This window comes from Nocardia sp. NPDC050697, from assembly GCF_040654395.1.
In the GTDB taxonomy this organism is placed as follows: domain Bacteria; phylum Actinomycetota; class Actinomycetes; order Mycobacteriales; family Mycobacteriaceae; genus Nocardia.
In genome coordinates, this window is sequence record NZ_JBFAHY010000006.1 from 316,229 (window position 1) to 332,083 (window position 15,855).

A 15,855-nucleotide genomic window follows, 5' to 3' on the forward strand; every position below is an offset into this window, starting at 1 on the left:
TGCGTACTTAGGTAAGCCTGCCCTATAGTCAATTCCGGCGCTCGGATCGAGTGCAGAAGGATCGAGTGAGTCCCGAGGGCTGCGGTGACCCCGATCCCGGTGCGGCGGGCTTCGTTTCGGCGAGGCCCGCCGCCCCCTTCTTCTCAGAAGTGCCCGGCCACCGGAGCCACCCCGGATTCGCGCGCGGCCGCGAAGGCCGCCTCCTGCGCCACCGCGGCGGCCGCACCACCGCCGCGGCGGCGAAGGCGACCAGCGTGCTCACGCGACGCTCCGGCGCAGCGCGGGATCGGCCAGCGCCGGGGCGATGATGCCGGTGTCGCGCTCGTGGAAAACGGTGCCGGGCGCGACGATCTCGTCGATCCGGTCCAGGATGTCGTCGCTGAGCACGGTGTCGGCGGCAGCCAGGTAGCCGTCCAGGTGTTCGCCGGTGCGCGGGCCGATGATGGTGGCGCTGATATCCGGGTGCGCCAGCACGAAGCCGACGGCCAGCTGCACCAGCGTCAGCCCGGACTCCTCGGCGAGCGCCGCGAGCGCGTCCGCGGCGGCGAGCTTGGCGGCATTGGCCGGGTTGTCCACGTCGAAGCGGCCCGGGATGAGGTCGGCGCGGTGCGAGTCCGGCTGCGCGGCCCCGACCCGGTACCTGCCGGAGAGCCAGCCCGCCGCGAGCGGGCCGTAGGAGATGACGCCGAGCCCGTACTTCCTGGCGATCGGCAGCGTCTCCCGCTCGATCCCGCGCACCAGCAGCGAGTACGGAACCTGCTCGGAGGCCGGGCGAGTCAGCTTCCGCCGGTCCGCGATCCACTGCGCCTCGACCAGCTCGCCGGGCGAGTACACCGAGGTGCCGTAGTAGCGGATCTTGCCGGCGCGCACCAGGTCGTCCAGTGCGCCGACGGTCTCCTCCAGCTCGGTCACCCGCTCCGGGCGGTGCACCTGGTAGAGGTCGATGTGGTCGGTCCGCAAGCGGCGCAGACTGTCCTCCACCGCGCGGGCGATCCAGCGCCGGGAGTTGCCGCGGTGCGTGGGGTCGTCGTCGACGGCATTGTGGAACTTGGTGGCGAGCACGATGTCGTTGCGGCGCCCCTGAAGTGCCTTGCCGACGATCACCTCGGACTCGCCGCGCGAGTAGGTGTCGGCGGTGTCGACGATATTGATCCCGGCGTCGAGCGCGCGGTGGATGATCGCGATGGAGTCCTCGTGCGAGGGGTTGCCGCGCGGGCCGAAGTTCATGGTGCCGAGCACGTACGGGCTGATCCGCACCCCGGTGCGGCCGAGGGTGCGGAGGTCGGACAGGCTCATCGGCGGGCTCCGTTGCGGCGAGTGGTGGCATCGGTGAGCGAGGGCGGCAGGTAGCCCTCGTCGGCGGGGCTGATGGTGGTGCCGGGGGCGACGATGGCGTCGATCCGGTCCAGCAGCTCGGCGTCGAGCCGCACGTCGACGGCGCCGAGCTGGCCGAGCAGGTGCTCCTCGGTGCGCGGGCCGATGATCACGCTGCTCACCGCCGGATGTTGCAGCACGAAGGCGAGCGCCAGGTGCACCAGGGTGAGCCCGGCGTCGTCGGCGAGCTTGGCGAGTTCCTCGGCGGCGGCGCGCTTGCGCTGGTTGGCGACGAGCTCCGGGTCGTGCCGGTGCGGCTGGCGGTGCAGCCGGGTGGAGTCCGGCGCGGTCTCGCCCGCGCGGTAACGTCCGGAAAGCCAGCCACCCGCCAGTGGGCTCCAGGTGAGCACGCCCAGACCGTACTTTTGCGCGGTCGGCAGCGTGCCCTTCTCCGCGCCGCGGGCCAGGATGGAGTACGGCGGCTGCTCGCTCACCGGGGCGTGCAGGTTGCGGTCCTGCGCCACCCACTGCGCCTCGACCAGCTGGTGCGGCTCGAAGGTGGTGGTGCCGGAGTAGCGGATCTTGCCCGCGCGCACCAGGTCGTCCAGGGCCCGCAGCGTCTCCTCCAGCGGCACCGCCGGGTCGGGGCGGTGCACCTGGTAGAGGTCGAGGTGGTCGGTCTGGAGACGGCGCAGGCTGTCCTCCACGGCGCGGATGATCCAGCGCCGGGAGTTGCCGCGGGTGTTCGGGTCGGTGCCGATCTGGCCGTGGAACTTGCTGGCCAGCACCACCTCGTCGCGGCGGCCGAGCAGCGCCTTGCCGACGATCTCCTCGTTCTCGCCCTGCGAGTAGACGTCGGCCGTGTCGACCACATTGATGCCGGAATCCAGTGCCTTGTGCACGATCCGGATTGCCTCGTCGTGGTCCCTGTTGGCCCAGGCGCCGAAGTTCATGGCGCCCAGCGTGAGCGGGCTGACCAGCACTCCGGTGCGGCCGAGGTAGCGGTGGGTCATGGATCACCTTCCGATCGGGGAAACGGTCCGGTACGTGTTCGCGGGCACCGGCAGGCCCAGGTGCTCGCGCAGGGTGGTGCCGTCGTAGCCGTGCCGGAAGAGGCCGCGGCGGCGCAGTTCGGGCACCACCTCGTCGACGAAGTCGGCCAGCGAAGCCGGGAGCACGGCGGGGATGACGGTGAAGCCGTCGATGCCGCCGTTGCGGAACCACAGCTCGATGTGGTCGGCGACGGTCTTCGGAGTACCGATCACCACGCGGTGCCCGCCGAGGACGTGGGTGAGCAGCTCGCGCACGGTGAACCCGGTCTCCACCGCGTACCGGGTGAGCGCGGTGAAGAACCCCTCCGGGCCGACCCGGCCCGCGGGCAGCACGGTGTAGCGCTCCGGCAGCGGGGCGTCCAGCTCGAGCTCGGCGTCCGGGTAGCCGAGCCACTGGGCCAGGGTGCGGACCGGGGCGCTCTCCGGGTGCAGCCGGTTCTGCAGCGCGTCGAAGCGGGCGCGCGCCTCGGCCTCGGTGGAGCCGATGATCGGGACCAGCCCGGGCAGGATGCGCAGCGCCTCCGGGTCGCGGCCGTGCGCGGCGGCCGCGGCGCGCACCTCGGCGCTGAACTCGCGCACCGCGGCGAGGCTCAGCTGGCTGGTGTAGATCACCTCGGCGTGCGCGGCGGCGAAGGCGCGGCCCTGCGGGGAGGCGCCCGCCTGCACCAGCACCGGGCGGCCCTGGGGTGAGCGGACGACGTTCAGCGGGCCCGCGACCGAGTAGAACTCGCCCACGTGGTTCAGGGCGTGCACCTTCTCCGGGTCGGCGAAGACGCCGGAGCCCTGGTCGCCGATGACGGCGTCGTCCTCCCAGCTGTCCCAGAGCCCGGTGACCACGCCGAGGTACTCGGCGGCGCGGCGGTACCGCTCGTCGCGGGCCGGGAGGTCGCGCAGGCCGAAGTTGGCGGCGGCGCGCGGCTCGAAGGTGGTGACGGCGTTCCAGCCGGCCCGGCCGTGGCTCGCGTGGTCCAGCGAGAGGATGCGGCGGGCCAGGTTGTACGGGCGGTTCAGCGTGGTGCTCGCGGTGGGGACCAGCCCGATGCGCTCGGTGCTCACCGCCAGTGCGGCGGTGACCAGCACGGGGTCCAGCGTGGCGGCGGGGCCGCGGGCGATGCCGGGCTGCTGCACCGGGATGTCCGGGAGCAGCAGGCCGTCCAGCGCGCCGCGCTCGGCGACCTCCGCGACCCGGCGGTAGTGCGCGAGGTCGATGAAGGCGTCCGGGGCGAGCGCCGGGTCCAGCCAGGCGGCCGGGTGGTACCCGGCGCTGCCGACATTCACGAAGAACGACAGGGTTCGGGCCATGGTCAGGCCACTCCTTCCGCGGCGGCGGCCGCGCTCGCGCCGGTTTCGGTCGCGCGCACCGTCGGCGCGCCGGGCCGCCGGTATGCCGGGACCGGCAGGCCCAGGTGCTCGCGGAGCGTGGTGCCGCGGTACTCGCGGCGGAAGACGCCGCGCTCGCGCAGGATCGGGACGACCCCGTCCACGAAATCGTCGAACCCGCCGGGCAGCACATCCGGCATGAGGTTGAACCCGTCGGCGATCCCCCGATCGACCCAGTCCACGATGGCATCCGCCACCTGCTCCGGCGTCCCGGTGACGATCCGGTGCCCGGCCCCGCCCCCGAGCCGGTGCAGCAGCTGCCGCACGGTCAGGCTCTCCCGCCGCGCCAGCCCGAGCGCGATCCGGTAGAAGGTCTGCGACCCGCCCGCCTGGTCCGGGTCGGCGAGCAGGTGCCAGGGCAGCGGGGCGTCCAGCACCAGCGCCTCGCGCTCGACCCCGAGCTGCTCGGCGAGCCGGTTCAGCGCGTACTCCGGCGGCACCAGCTCGGCCAGCAGCTGCCTGCGCCGCTGCGCCTCCGCCTCGGTGGAGCCGATGACGGTGGAGAGCCCCGGCAGGACGAGCACGTGCTCCGGCCGCCTGCCGTACGCGGCGGCCCGCGCCTTGACGTCGCGGTAGTACTCCCCCGCCTCGTCGGCGGTCTGCGCGGCGGTGAAGATCACCTCGCCGATCCGCGCGGCCAGCGCGCGCCCGTCGCTGGAGGCCCCCGCCTGCACCACCACCGGCTCACCCTGCGGGCTGCGCGGCACGTTCAGCGGCCCGGCCACCTCCAGGAACTCCCCGGCGTGGTGCACCGGATGGATCCGAGACGGGTCGGCGAAGCGGTGCGAATCCTTGTCGCCGATCAGCGCCTCCGGCTCCCAGCTGTTCCAGAGCGCCCGCACCACCTCCACGAACTCCGCCGCGCGCCGATACCGCTCGGCGTGCGCGGGCTCGGCGTCCAGCCCGAAGTTGCGGGCGGGGCCCGCGCCGGCGGTGGTCACCACGTTCCAGCCGCCGCGACCCCCGCTGAGCAGGTCGAGCGTGGCGAAGCGCCGCGCGACGTCGTACGGGTCGTTGTAACTGGAGGAGAGCGTGGCGATCAGCCCGACCCGCTCGGTCGCGGCCGCCACCGCGGCCAGGATCACCGAGGGCTCCAGCCCGTTGAACGGCCGGTAGCGCAGGTCGTCGCGGATGCCGGGGCCGTCGGCGAGGAAGATGGCGTCGAAGGTGGCCTCCTCGGCGCGGCGCGCGATCCGCAGGTAGTGCTCCAGCCCGAGGCTCGCGGCTGGGTCGGTGCCGGGGAATCGCCAGGAGCCGCCGAAGACGCCCGCGTTCAGGATATTGACATTGAGGTGGACCTCGCGGTGGCTCACGACAGCTCCTCCGCCGGGCGGCCGAGCGCGATGGCGTCGCGGCCGAGCTGGGCCAGCACCGCATCGCTCTGCGGGGTGTGGATGCGGCCGACCATGGCGTCCCGGTGGTGCCGCTCCAGCGGGTGCCGCCGGTCCAGCCCCGGGTTGCCGGTCAGGTCGAGCGCCGATTCGGTGACCCGGATGGCGGTCGCCGTGGCGACGTGCTTGGCCAGCCCGAAGAGCGGCGACCGCTCCCCCGCCACCAGCGCCGCCACGCCCTGGCGGAGCAGCGCGCGGCTGGTCTGGATACCGGCCTCGATCTCGCCGACCCGGTCGTGGAAGCGCGGCACGGTGGCCAGCGGGGCGCCGAGCGCGGTCGGCACCCGGGTGTGCAGGTAGCGCACCAGCCAGTCCCTGGCGGCGATGGCGACGCCGTTGTAGTTGGCGGCCAGCAGCAGCGGCAGCGCCTCCCGGCCCGGCCTGCGCTGCGGCGGGCCCGCCGGGTCGCGCACGTCGACCAGCCTGGCGTGCGGCACGACGGTGCCGGAGAACAGCACCGACTGGGTGTCGGAGGCGCGCAGCCCGAGGTGGTTCCAGGTCGGGATCACCTCCCAGTCCGGCGCCGAACGGTCCAGCAGGAAGGTGGCGATCCTCGGCTCCGGCTCGGCGGTGGTCGCGGTGACGGTGAACCAGTGCAGCCCGGAGATGCCGGTGGCATAGGCCTTCTCGCCGTCGATCCGCCAGTCGCCGGAGGGCAGCCGGGTCGCGGTGGTGGCGGGCACCCCGCCGCGCGAGAGGCTGCCCAGCTCGCGCTCGACATTCACGCCGTTGATCAGGGTGCCGTCGGTGGCGGCGCTGCGCAGCACCCGCTCGGCGAGCTCGCGCGGCCACGGGCTGTCCGGGTGCCGCAGCGCCAGGTGGTTGACGTAGTTCCACTGCAGGATCAGCCCGACCGAGGGATCGGCGGCGCCGATCCGCTCGATCACCTCCACCGCCTCGGCGATCCCCTTCCCCAGCCCGCCCAGCTCGGCCGGGACGGTCAGCGCCAGCACGCCGGTGGGGCGCAGCAGCTCGAAGGCGGCCGCGGGGAAGCGCCCCGCGGCGTCGTGCTCGGGGGCCAGCTCGGCGATCCGGGCCAGCGCGGCGGCGAAGGCCGCCTCGTCCAGGCCGTGCGGGGTCGCGACATCGATGATCGCGGTGCTCATCTCACACTCCGGCGGTGGTCGTCTCGGGCGCGGGCAACCCGAGGTTGCCGCGCAGGGTCTCGTGCGCGTACTCGCCGCGGTAGACGCCGATCCGCACCAGCTCCGGCACCACGTGCTCGACGAAGGCCGGGAAATCGGCGCCGATATCGCCGGGCATGACGGTGAAGCCGTCGGTGGCGCCCGCCTCGAACCACTCCGCGATCCCGGCCGCCACCTGCTCCGGCGTGCCGACCACCAGCCGGTGCCCGGCACCCCCGGCGAAGCGGTGCACCAGCTCCAGCGCGGTGTGCGGCCGCTCGCGCAGCAGCGCCAGGGTGCCCGCGCCGAACCCGGCCGAGCGGGCCGCGGCATTGCCGACGATCTCCGGGGTGAGCACGGTCTCCGGGTCCAGCGAGCCCGCGGGCAGCCCGAGCTGGGCGGCGAGCTGCTCCAGCGCGGGCCGCACCGGAATGGTCTGCCGCAGCTCGGCTTCGCGCTCCTTCGCCTCGGCCTCGGTGCCGCCGATCACCACCACCAGCCCGGTGGAGATCTTGATCGACGCCGGGTCGCGCCCGGCGTCGGCGGCGTGCCCGCGCAGCTCGGTGCGGAGCGCGCGGGCCAGCTCCGGGGTCTGCGCGGCCGCGAAGACCAGGTCGGCGGTGCGCCCGGCCAGCCGCTTGCCGCCGGGCGAGGCCCCCGCCTGCACCACCAGCGGCCTGCCCTGCGGCGAGCGCGGCAGCGGCAGCGCGCCCGCCACCGCGAAGAACTCGCCGCGGTGCGCGGGCGGGTGAATGCGCCCGGGGTCGGCGAAGCTGCCCGCGGGGTCGCCGAGCAGCGCGTCCGGCTCCCAGCCGTCCCAGAGCGCGGTCACCACCTCCACGAACTCCGCCGCCCGCCGGTAGCGCAGCTCCTTGTCCGGGTGCTCGTCGAGGCCGAAGTTCGCGGCCGCGGCGGCCTGCTGCGTGGTCACCACGTTCCAGCCGGCCCTGCCCCCGGTGAGGTGGTCCAGGCTGAGGTAGCGCCTGGCCAGCGACCAGGGCTGCTCGAAGGTGGTGGAGGCGGTGGCGATCACGCCGATGTGCGTGGTGCTCGCGGCGGCGTCGGCCAGCATGACCACCGGGTCCAGCCCGAGCCCCGGGGCGTTCGCGATGTCGGGGGCCAGCGCCGGGCTGTCGCCGACGAAGACGGCGTGCAGCGCGGCGGATTCGGCGAGCTGGATGAGCCGGCGGAAGTGCTCGGCGTCCACGAAGGCGCGCGGGTCGTTGCCGGGCAGCCGCCAGGCGCCGCGGAAGTGTCCTGGCGTCAGCAGCGAGATGTTCACGTGCAGGGATCGAGTCATGAGCTTCCGTCTGGTCGGCGGGTACGGAGACGAGTGCCGCCAGTATCGGAACTCCTCCGTTCCCCGAACAAGGCAGCGGTTCTACGACAATCGTTCAGTTTTTCTCGACCGAATCGCGTTCGGGCACAGCGGAATTCCCGCGCCTCCCGGAGGCGGGCGGGGTCCGGTGCCCGGGGTCAGGAGGCGAGCCGGCTCGGCATCGCCACCGTGCGCAGGGTGCGGATGGCGGCGGCCACCGCGGGCCGCTCGGCCGAGGCCTGCCGGTAGGTGACCCCGATCCGCCGGGTGCTGTCCACGATCGGGCAGGCGACCAGCGCACGGTGCTCGGCGGAGACCGACATCTCCGGCACGATCGCCACCCCGAGGCCGTGCGCCACCATCTCCGCCATGGCGGTGAAGCTGCCGCTGCGGTGCTGGATGCGCGGCGCGAAACCGGCCTCCCGGCAGGCGAACATGACCGAGGCGATGGAGGGCGCGCCGTCCCGCGCGGCGATCCAGTCCGCGTCCCGCACCGCGCCGAGGCCGTGTTTGCGGGCCTGTTCGCGCAGGCCGGTGGGGGCGATCAGGACCAGCGGGTCGCTGTAGAGGAACTCCGAGGTGAGGCCGAGCGGGAGGTCCCTGGTTCCGAAGGAGTAGGCGTAGGTGATGGCCAGGTCGACCTCCTGGCGCCGCACCGCGGGCACCGACTCGACCGGCATGAGATCCACCACCCGGACCTTGAGCCCCGGGTACTCGCCCATCAGCCGGGCCGCCGCGGGCAGCGCGAGCCGGGTCTGCGCGGTGCGGAAGGTGGCCAGGGTGAGCACCCCGGTCACCTTCTCCGCGGTGGCGGCCACCGCCGACTCCGCCTCCTCCAGCGCGGCGATGATCCGCGACGTGTGGTCGACCAGCACCCGGCCCGCGTAGGTGAGCCGGAGCACCCGGCCCTCGCGTCGGGTGAGCACGGTCCCCACCTCGTCCTCCAGGATCCGGAGCTGCTGCGAGACCGCGGAGGTGGTGATCCCGTGCAGCTCCGAGACCGCCGTCATGGTGGCGCGCTCGGAGAGGTCGCGCAGCAGGATCAGCCGCCGGATGTCGTACATGGAACCCTCGTTTCGCTGGCGTCGGAATTCAGTGTCCGGCGCGGCGAGGGTTCAGCAAATCCTTACGATCAGAGCGATTCTGTGCAGCCCGGCTCCAGGGTCAGACCGCGATCGGCACCGCCCGTTCGCCGGGCACCGCGGCCAGCAGGGTGCGGGTGTACTCCTGCTCGGGCTGCTCGAAGACCCGGGCCACGGTGCCGGACTCCACCACCCGGCCCGCGCGCATGACCGAGACATCGTCGGCGATCAGCCGGACCACGCCGAGGTCGTGCGTGATGAACAGGTACGTGAGCCCCTGCGCGGCCTGCAGCTCGACCAGCAGCCGCAGGATCTGCGCCTGCACCGAGACGTCGAGCGCGGAGACCGCCTCGTCCAGCACGAGCAGCCGCGGCCCGGCCGCCAGCGCGCGGGCCAGCGCCACCCGCTGCCGCTGGCCGCCGGAGAGCTCGGCCGGGCGACGATGCAGGTGCTGCTCGGGCGTCAGGGCGACGGCGTCGAGCAGCTCGGCGACGCGTTCCCGGCGGCGGCGCCGGTCCCGCTCGATGCCGAACGCCCGCAGCGGCTCCGCGACGATGCGCTCGACGGTGTAGCCGGGGTCGAGCGAGCCGAACGGGTTCTGGTGCACGAACTGGATCTCCCGGCGCAGGTCGCGCGGGCGGCGCCGGGCCAGCCCGGCCCGGCCGGTGATCGGCACCGGGGCGCCGTCGAAGCGGAGTTCGCCCGAGTCGGCGGTGCCGTGGCCCACCACGATCCTGGCCACCGTCGACTTGCCCGCGCCGGACTCGCCCACCAGGGCGTGCGTCGAGCCCGCCCGCACACTCAGCGCCACCTCGTCCACGGCACGGACCGCGCCGAACACCTTGCCGAGGCTCGACGCCTCCAGCAGCGGGCGGGACCCGTGCTCCACGACCCCGGTCTTCGCCAGCGGCGTGCGGTCCGCGGCGGGCAGTCCCAGCTCCGCCGCGCGGCCGTCGAGCGCGGGGGTGACGCCCGTCCGGCCGTCCCGATGCCCGGCGAGCGCCGGCCCGCGCTCGGCCGCACCGCCTTCCGGCCGCAGCCGCCCGCGGTGTGCCGCGGGGGCGGCCGAGATCAGGGCGCGGGTGTACTCCTCACGGGGGGCGGCGAGGATGTCGCGCACCGGCCCCTCCTCGACGACCCGCCCGCGCTGCATGACGATGAGCCGGTCCGAGCGCTCGGCGGCGACGCCGAGATCGTGCGTCACCAGCAGCACGCCGAGCCCGAGCTCGGTGCGCAGCACGGCGAGGTGGTCCAGGATCTGCTTCTGCACCGTGACGTCGAGCGCCGAGGTCGGCTCGTCGGCGACCAGCAGCTTCGGGTCGTTGGCGAGCGCGATGGCGATCAGCACCCGCTGCTTCATCCCGCCGGAGAGCTCGTGTTGGTAGCGCGGGAACACCTGCTCCGGTTCGCGCAGCCCGGCCAGCTCCAGCTTCGCCAGCGCGATCCGCCGCGCCTCGGCGGCGCTCACCCTCCGGTGCAGCCGGATCGCCTCGGCCACCTGCGCCCCGACCCGCTTCACCGGGTTCAGCGAGGTGCCGGGGTCCTGCGGCACGAACCCGGCGAACGGCCCGCGCAGCGTGCTGAGCCGACGATCGCCCCAGCCGGAGATCTCCTCCCCGCCGAGCTCGAGCGCCCGTGCCCGCACGGTGGCACTGTCCGGCAGCAGCCGCAGCGCGGCGTGCACCGTCGTGCTCTTGCCGGAGCCGGATTCGCCCACCACCGAGACGAATTCACCCGGCCGCACGGTGAGTGAGACCCCGGTCACCGCGCGCACCGGCGCCCCGCGGCCCGGAGTGGCGTACTCGACCGCGAGGTCGGCGACGCGCAGCAGGGGCTGATTCTCGATGCTCACTTCTGGTCTCCCAACGATCGGCCGATCCGATTGGTGGAGAGCACGACCACCGCGATGAGCACACCGGGCAGGATCGAGATCCACGGATAGGTGGCGAGGTAGTCGCGGCCCTCGGCCACCGCGAGCCCCCACTCCGGCTGCGGCGGCGGGGCGCCGTAGCCGAGGAAGCCGAGCGCGGCGACGGCGAGCACCGCCGACCCGCACTCCAGCGCGGCCAGCGCCAGCACCGGGGAGAGCGAGTTCGGCAGCACGTGCCGGAACACCACCCGCCCGAACCCGGCGCCGGAGCCGTAGGCGGCCTCCACGAAATCGGTGTCGGTCACCTTGAGCACCGCCGAGCGCATCACCCGGGCGAAGGCCGCCACCGCCGAGATACCGACGGCCATGGCGATATTGACGGTGCCGTAGCCGAGCGCGGTGACCACGGTCATGGCGAGCAGCAGCGCCGGGATGGCGAGCAGCATGTCGACGAAGCGCATGACGATCGCGTCCACCCGGCCCCCGACGAAGCCGCTGAACAGCCCGACCAGCGCGCCGAGCACGAAGCCGATGGCCACCGCGAGCAGGGTCGCGCTCACCGTGGTGCCGGTGCCGTGGATGGCGCGGGCCAGCAGGTCGCGGCCGAGCCGGTCGGTGCCGAACGGGTGCGCGAGGCTCGGCGCCAGGAAGCTGGCGTCGGAGTCGCCCTCGTTCGGGTCGTGCGCGGTGAACCAGGAGGGCGCGACGGCCCAGGCCAGCACCACCAGCACCACCAGCCAGGCCAGCGCGAGCCCGGGCGCGGCGGCCGCGGCGCGGGCCACCCGGCGCACCGCGCCGGGGCGCCGCGGCGGCGCGAAAGCCGGTGCGGGAAGGTCGGATACCGCCATCGTTCAGTCCTCCTTCGCGGCCGCGACCGCGGTCCCGCCGACCGCGAAGCGGGACCGCAGCCGCGGATCCAGCACCGGGTAGATCAGGTCCACCGCCAGGTTCACCAGCACGAAGACCAGCGCGGCGAAGACCACCACCGCCTGCACCAGCGGCACGTCCTGGGTGCGCACCGCCGTCTCGGTGAGCCGGCCGAGCCCGGAGCGGGAGAACACCGTCTCCACGATCACGGTGCCGGCCAGCAGGTTCCCGAAGGTCACCCCGGCGATGGTGAGCGCGGGCAGGCCGGCATTGGTCAGCACGTCCCTGGTCAGCACCCGCCACCGGGTGCTGCCCTTGGCCACCGCCACCGTGACGTACCCGGCGCGCAGCCCCTCCTCCAGGTTGTTCACCAGCAGCTGCGCGATCGGCGCCGCGACCGGGATGGCCAGCGTCACCGCGGGCAGGATCAGGGTGTCCAGCCCGCCGTTGCCGATCGGCGGGAACCAGCCGAGCTGGAAGGAGAAGACCTGCAGCAGCGCCAGCCCGACCAGGAAGACCGGCACCGAGACCCCGGCCGCGGGCAGCGTGGTGACGAGGTTCGCCAGCCGCCTGCTCCGGGTCCAGGCCGCGGTGAGCGCCACCGCGAAGGCGAGCAGCACCGCGAGCAGCAGCGCCAGCCCGGAGAGCACCGCGGTCTGCGGCAGCACCGAGAGCAGCAGCGGCCAGACCGGCTCGCCGGTCCGGGTGGACACCCCGAAATCGCCCTGCGCGGCGTCGAGCAGCCGGTTCAGGTACTGGCCGGCGAGGTGCCCATCGAGGCCGTAGTACGCGCGCGCGTTCGCCTTGTCCGCCGCCGAGATCAGCTCGCTCTCGTTGGGATCGAAGAGCATGTCGACCGCGTCGTAGGGCAGCACGTAGAGCAGCACGAAGGTCACCGTGTAGGCGCCCCACACCACGAACACCGCCTGGGCGACCTTGGCCGCCAGATACCTGAGCACGGCCATTATCCCTGCTCGATCCAGGTGTCGTAGAAGACGTTGCGGGACTGCGCCTCGTACCCGACGCCGTGCACCGTCGGCGCCGCCGCGGTCACCTGCGCCGGGTTGTACACCGGGACGGTGAGCACCTGCTCCTCCAGCAGGAAGCGCTGCGCGACGTCCGCGGCCTTCGCCCGCGCGTCCCGGTCCAGGGTGCCGCTGAGCGCGCTGAGCACCTCGATCGCCCTGGCGTGCGCCGGGTTGTCCGGGGCGAGCTTGGCGGCATTGTTGTACTGCGGCGAGTAGGTCTGCTCCAGCACCGCGATATCGCCGCGGCTGGTATTGAAAGCCTGCACGTTCCACTTCTGCTGCTGGGTCGCGGCGGCGGTGTAGTCCGGGATCGGCAGCACATTGAGCCGCAGGTCGATGCCGATCTTGCGCAGGTCCTGCTGGATGAGCTCGTAGGCGGGCTTGTTGTTCACCAGGTTGTTGATGCCGAGGAACTGCAGCTCCAGCCGCTTGCCGTCCTTGACCCGGATGCCGTCGTCGCCCTTGCGCCAGCCGGCGTCGTCCAGGATCTGCTCGGCCCTGGCGCGGTCCTGCTTCAGCTGCGCGGAGAAGTCGGTGTAGCCGGGCACCCGCTTCGAGACCACCGAGCTGGAGAGCGCGTAGCTCGGGGTGAGCACCGTCTTGGCCAGCGCGTCCCGGTTCCAGCCCAGCTTGATGGCCTGGCGCACGGCCAGCTCGTTGGTGGGGAAGAGGTCGGTCTTGAGGTCGAGCGCGATATCGCGGCCCGGGATGAGCTGCGGGACGATGCGGTAGCCCTCGTTCGCCAGCGGCGCCTCGTCGGTGTTGTTCACATCGAGGATGGCGTCGACCTGCCCGGAGCGCAGCGCGCCGGTGCGCACCCCCGCCTCCGGGATGACGGCGATCTCCACGGTGTCCAGGTACGCCTCGCCGTTGTGTTTGCGGCTCGCGGGCGCCCAGTTGTAGCCGGGGCGCTTCTTCAGCACGGTGCGCTGCTGGTAGATGTGCTCGGAGACGGTGAACGGGCCGGTGGTGACGATGTTCTGCGCCAGCGCCCGCTGCTCCTTCGGCAGCTGCAGCGTCGAGTGCCCGACGATGCCGGAGAAGTAGTGCGAGAGCGCCTGCAGGAAACCGGCGCTGGGGCGATCGAAGATCACCTTGGCGGTGTACTCGTCGACCACCTCGGTGTTCACGTACCCCACCCAGTAGGCCGTCACCGGGACGACGCCGAGCTCCTTGTTGCCGCGCCCGAGCAGGTCGAAGTTCTCCTTCACCGAGGTGGCGTCGAACTTGCTGCCGTCGTTGAAGGTGACGTCGTCCCGCAGCTCGAAGGTGAACTGCTTCAGCGTCGGATCGATCTCCCAGGAGCGGGCCAGCCACGGCTCGATCGCGCCGGTCTCCGGGTTCTGGTAGGTGAGCTTGTCGGCGGTATTGCTGGTGATCAGCGACTCGGGGTAGGAGCTGCCGGAGTGCGGGTCCAGGTTGGCGGGGGCGTCGAGCACCGCGAAGCGCAGGGTGCCGCCGGGCACCGGGGTGCCGCCGTCGTCGCCGGCGGCGACCCGGTTGCCCGAGGCCGCGCAGCCGCTCAGCGCGGCGGCGACGAGCGCGACGGCGGCGAGCAGGGTGCCCGCGCGCCGGAATCTGTGGGATGACATGGATGCGATGGTGCACAGCGGAAATCCGGCAAACAACCAAGCTGTTCTTTCGGATTCTTTCAGTTCCGCTGCATGTTTCGGATCGAGTATTTCGCTCGAGCTGCGGGCAATTGCTGACCGGCCGCGCACCGGGCGCGACCATGGCGGGATGACCCAGATCGCCTCCCCGGACCAGGTGGTGGCCGAGCGCTACCGCGACCCAGCGGCCGGCGCGCCGCCGGAGTGGAACCCGGTGCTCCAGGTGCTGCACGAGCACCGCTCGGTGCGCCGCTACCTGCCCGACCCGGTCCCGGACGACGTGCTGCGGGTGCTGATCTCGGCCGCCCAGTCCGCGCCCACCTCCTCCAACCTGCAGGTGTGGAGCGTGGTCGCGGTGCGCGATCCGGAACGCAAGGCGCGGCTGGCCCGGCTCGCCGGCGACCAGGAGCAGATCCGGCAGGCCCCGCTGCTGCTGGTCTGGACCGCGGACCTGGCCAGGCTGCGCGGGCTGGCCGCCGCGCGCGAGGTGCCGCTGGACGGCGCGGACTACCTGGAGTCCAGCTACGTCGCGTTCCTGGACGCCGCGCTGGCCGCGCAGAACGCGCTGGTCGCGGCGGAATCGCTGGGGCTGGGGACGGTCTACATCGGCGCCATCCGCAACCACCCCGAGGAGGTGGCGGCCGAGCTCGCGCTGCCGCCCGGGGTCTTCGCCGTGGTCGGGCTGGTGGTCGGCACCCCCGACCCGGCCGAGGGCGCGCGGGTCAAGCCGCGGCTGCCGCAGGCCGCGGTGCTGCACACCGAAACCTACGACCCGGCCGGGCAGAACGAGCGGATCGCCGAGTACGAGGGGCGGATCGCCGAGTTCTACGCCGAGCAGAACCTGGCGCACTCCTGGGTCGAGCGGGTCCTCACCCGCCTCGGTTCGGTGGCGGCGCTCAAGGGCCGGGACAGGTTGCGCGACCAGCTCGCGGCGCAGGGGTTCCCGCTGTACTGATTCAGCGCACCAGGCAGCCGATGCTGCGGCGGAGGGGAAGGCCGCGCCCTTCCAGGGCGTGCAGGAAGCCGTGGCCGCGGCGGGCGCCGACCGCGGGATCGGTCCCGGCCAGGGCGGGGACGTAGGTCGCGGCCCCCGCGATGGACTCGCCGACCAGCGCCCAGAACCGGCGCGGGGTGAGCCCGGCGCAGCTGCTCAGCGCGGTGAGCACCAGCTCCAGCGCGGGCTCGCAGCGATGCGCCAGCCACAGGAACATGGCCTCCTCGCAGGGCAGCGCGAGCGCCCCCGACTCGCGGGCGATCCGATCCCCGTCCAGCACCCGGATGGTGGTGTCGGAGAGCCCCGCCCAGTCGATCCCGCCGTCGTTGTCGGTGTGGATCCACAGGTTCTCCAGCCCCGGATCCCAGGCCCGCCCGTCGGCGACCAGCGCCGCGGTCACCCGCCCGACCACCGCGTGGATGAGCGCCGTCGCCACCACCTCGGCGGCCACCTCGCTGCGCACCATCTCCTCGGCGTGCCGCCGGTACATGACCTCGATCCGCCCCTCCCGCAGCCCGTCGGCCAGCCGCCACCACCGCCGCTTGCCCTGGTCGGCCATGGCGGCGACGGCGTAGACCCGCGGATGCTCGGGTTGCAGCGCCCGCAGCCGCCCCCCGACCCGCGCGAATGCCTGCTCCGGCCGGCGCGGGCTCCCCGGTGTCCACCGGTCGAAGCCGATCTCCCCGCGCCGCAGCCCCGCACTCCGCAGACCGTCGGACAGGCAACGGTCGGACATGATCTCGGTCATCGGACCTCCTCGGCGCGAACCCGGCGGAAACGCGGGCTCCGGAAACAGGGCGTATCTAAAAGATAGGTTAGGCTTAC

The 15,855-nt window shown here is 73.2% G+C and carries 13 protein-coding genes; 1 reads left to right on the top strand and 12 read right to left on the bottom strand.

All coding sequences use genetic code 11. The annotated features are described in order from the left end of the window. Positions 1–258 precede the first annotated feature (258 nt). The 11 genes from AB0H71_RS22455 to AB0H71_RS22505 form a co-directional block, all read right to left on the bottom strand. Positions 259–1,296 (bottom strand): aldo/keto reductase, encoded by a 1,038-nt coding sequence (locus AB0H71_RS22455; protein WP_357024103.1) that lies wholly within the window; start codon positions 1,294–1,296, stop codon positions 259–261. After that, positions 1,293–2,327 (bottom strand): aldo/keto reductase, encoded by a 1,035-nt coding sequence (locus AB0H71_RS22460; RefSeq protein WP_357024106.1) that lies wholly within the window; start codon positions 2,325–2,327, stop codon positions 1,293–1,295. The genes AB0H71_RS22455 and AB0H71_RS22460 overlap by 4 nt, the downstream gene beginning before the upstream one ends. Before the next feature lie 3 nt (positions 2,328–2,330). Then, entirely contained in the window at positions 2,331–3,668 is a 1,338-nt protein-coding gene (locus AB0H71_RS22465) for an LLM class flavin-dependent oxidoreductase (protein WP_357024109.1), read from the bottom strand. Between the two features lie 2 nt (positions 3,669–3,670). Then, complete coding sequence (locus tag AB0H71_RS22470; RefSeq protein WP_357024112.1) at positions 3,671–5,059, bottom strand: LLM class flavin-dependent oxidoreductase; 1,389 nt, start codon at positions 5,057–5,059, stop codon at positions 3,671–3,673. Then, positions 5,056–6,243, bottom strand: coding sequence for an acyl-CoA dehydrogenase family protein (locus tag AB0H71_RS22475; RefSeq protein WP_357024115.1), 1,188 nt, complete (start codon positions 6,241–6,243; stop codon positions 5,056–5,058). Before AB0H71_RS22475 ends, AB0H71_RS22470 begins: the two co-directional genes overlap by 4 nt. Before the next feature lies 1 nt (position 6,244). Beyond that, positions 6,245–7,561 (bottom strand): NtaA/DmoA family FMN-dependent monooxygenase, encoded by a 1,317-nt coding sequence (locus AB0H71_RS22480; RefSeq protein WP_357024117.1) that lies wholly within the window; start codon positions 7,559–7,561, stop codon positions 6,245–6,247. A gap of 176 nt (positions 7,562–7,737) precedes the next feature. Beyond that, positions 7,738–8,643 carry a LysR substrate-binding domain-containing protein gene (locus tag AB0H71_RS22485; protein ID WP_357024120.1) on the bottom strand — a complete coding sequence of 302 codons (906 nt, stop codon included), beginning with the start codon at positions 8,641–8,643 and terminating at the stop codon, positions 7,738–7,740. A 100-nt stretch (positions 8,644–8,743) separates the two neighbouring features. Next, a complete protein-coding gene (locus AB0H71_RS22490; protein ID WP_357024122.1) occupies positions 8,744–10,513 on the bottom strand; it encodes an ABC transporter ATP-binding protein in 1,770 nt (589 codons plus the stop codon). Continuing rightward, on the bottom strand, positions 10,510–11,379 hold the full coding sequence (locus AB0H71_RS22495; protein ID WP_357024125.1) for an ABC transporter permease: 870 nt from the start codon (positions 11,377–11,379) through the stop codon (positions 10,510–10,512). Before AB0H71_RS22495 ends, AB0H71_RS22490 begins: the two co-directional genes overlap by 4 nt. A gap of 3 nt (positions 11,380–11,382) precedes the next feature. Beyond that, positions 11,383–12,363 carry an ABC transporter permease gene (locus AB0H71_RS22500; RefSeq protein WP_357024128.1) on the bottom strand — a complete coding sequence of 327 codons (981 nt, stop codon included), beginning with the start codon at positions 12,361–12,363 and terminating at the stop codon, positions 11,383–11,385. Then, on the bottom strand, positions 12,363–14,018 hold the full coding sequence (locus tag AB0H71_RS22505; RefSeq protein ID WP_357024131.1) for an ABC transporter substrate-binding protein: 1,656 nt from the start codon (positions 14,016–14,018) through the stop codon (positions 12,363–12,365). Before AB0H71_RS22505 ends, AB0H71_RS22500 begins: the two co-directional genes overlap by 1 nt. A gap of 148 nt (positions 14,019–14,166) precedes the next feature. On the opposite strand from AB0H71_RS22505, the gene AB0H71_RS22510 reads away from it, so the two are divergent. After that, the gene (locus AB0H71_RS22510) at positions 14,167–14,991 is read left to right on the top strand and encodes an NADPH-dependent oxidoreductase (RefSeq protein WP_357024133.1); all 825 of its coding nucleotides are present in this window, start codon (positions 14,167–14,169) and stop codon (positions 14,989–14,991) included. A gap of 1 nt (position 14,992) precedes the next feature. Here the strand turns inward: AB0H71_RS22510 and AB0H71_RS22515 are convergent, their stop codons facing one another. After that, positions 14,993–15,778 carry a hypothetical protein gene (locus AB0H71_RS22515; protein WP_357024136.1) on the bottom strand — a complete coding sequence of 262 codons (786 nt, stop codon included), beginning with the start codon at positions 15,776–15,778 and terminating at the stop codon, positions 14,993–14,995. Positions 15,779–15,855: the final 77 nt, after the last annotated feature.

What these genes read in the sequence shown, in the direction of transcription:
- AB0H71_RS22495 (WP_357024125.1), bottom strand. Translation starts at nt 11,379, where the DNA reads ATGGCGGTATCCGACCTTCCCGCACCGGCTTTCGCGCCGCCGCGGCGC.
- AB0H71_RS22505 (WP_357024131.1), bottom strand. Translation starts at nt 14,018, where the DNA reads ATGTCATCCCACAGATTCCGGCGCGCGGGCACCCTGCTCGCCGCCGTC.
- AB0H71_RS22455 (WP_357024103.1), bottom strand. Translation starts at nt 1,296, where the DNA reads ATGAGCCTGTCCGACCTCCGCACCCTCGGCCGCACCGGGGTGCGGATC.
- AB0H71_RS22475 (WP_357024115.1), bottom strand. Translation starts at nt 6,243, where the DNA reads ATGAGCACCGCGATCATCGATGTCGCGACCCCGCACGGCCTGGACGAG.
- AB0H71_RS22460 (WP_357024106.1), bottom strand. Translation starts at nt 2,327, where the DNA reads ATGACCCACCGCTACCTCGGCCGCACCGGAGTGCTGGTCAGCCCGCTC.
- AB0H71_RS22480 (WP_357024117.1), bottom strand. Translation starts at nt 7,561, where the DNA reads ATGACTCGATCCCTGCACGTGAACATCTCGCTGCTGACGCCAGGACAC.
- AB0H71_RS22500 (WP_357024128.1), bottom strand. Translation starts at nt 12,363, where the DNA reads ATGGCCGTGCTCAGGTATCTGGCGGCCAAGGTCGCCCAGGCGGTGTTC.
- AB0H71_RS22465 (WP_357024109.1), bottom strand. Translation starts at nt 3,668, where the DNA reads ATGGCCCGAACCCTGTCGTTCTTCGTGAATGTCGGCAGCGCCGGGTAC.
- AB0H71_RS22510 (WP_357024133.1), top strand. Translation starts at nt 14,167, where the DNA reads ATGACCCAGATCGCCTCCCCGGACCAGGTGGTGGCCGAGCGCTACCGC.
- AB0H71_RS22515 (WP_357024136.1), bottom strand. Translation starts at nt 15,778, where the DNA reads ATGACCGAGATCATGTCCGACCGTTGCCTGTCCGACGGTCTGCGGAGT.
- AB0H71_RS22485 (WP_357024120.1), bottom strand. Translation starts at nt 8,643, where the DNA reads ATGTACGACATCCGGCGGCTGATCCTGCTGCGCGACCTCTCCGAGCGC.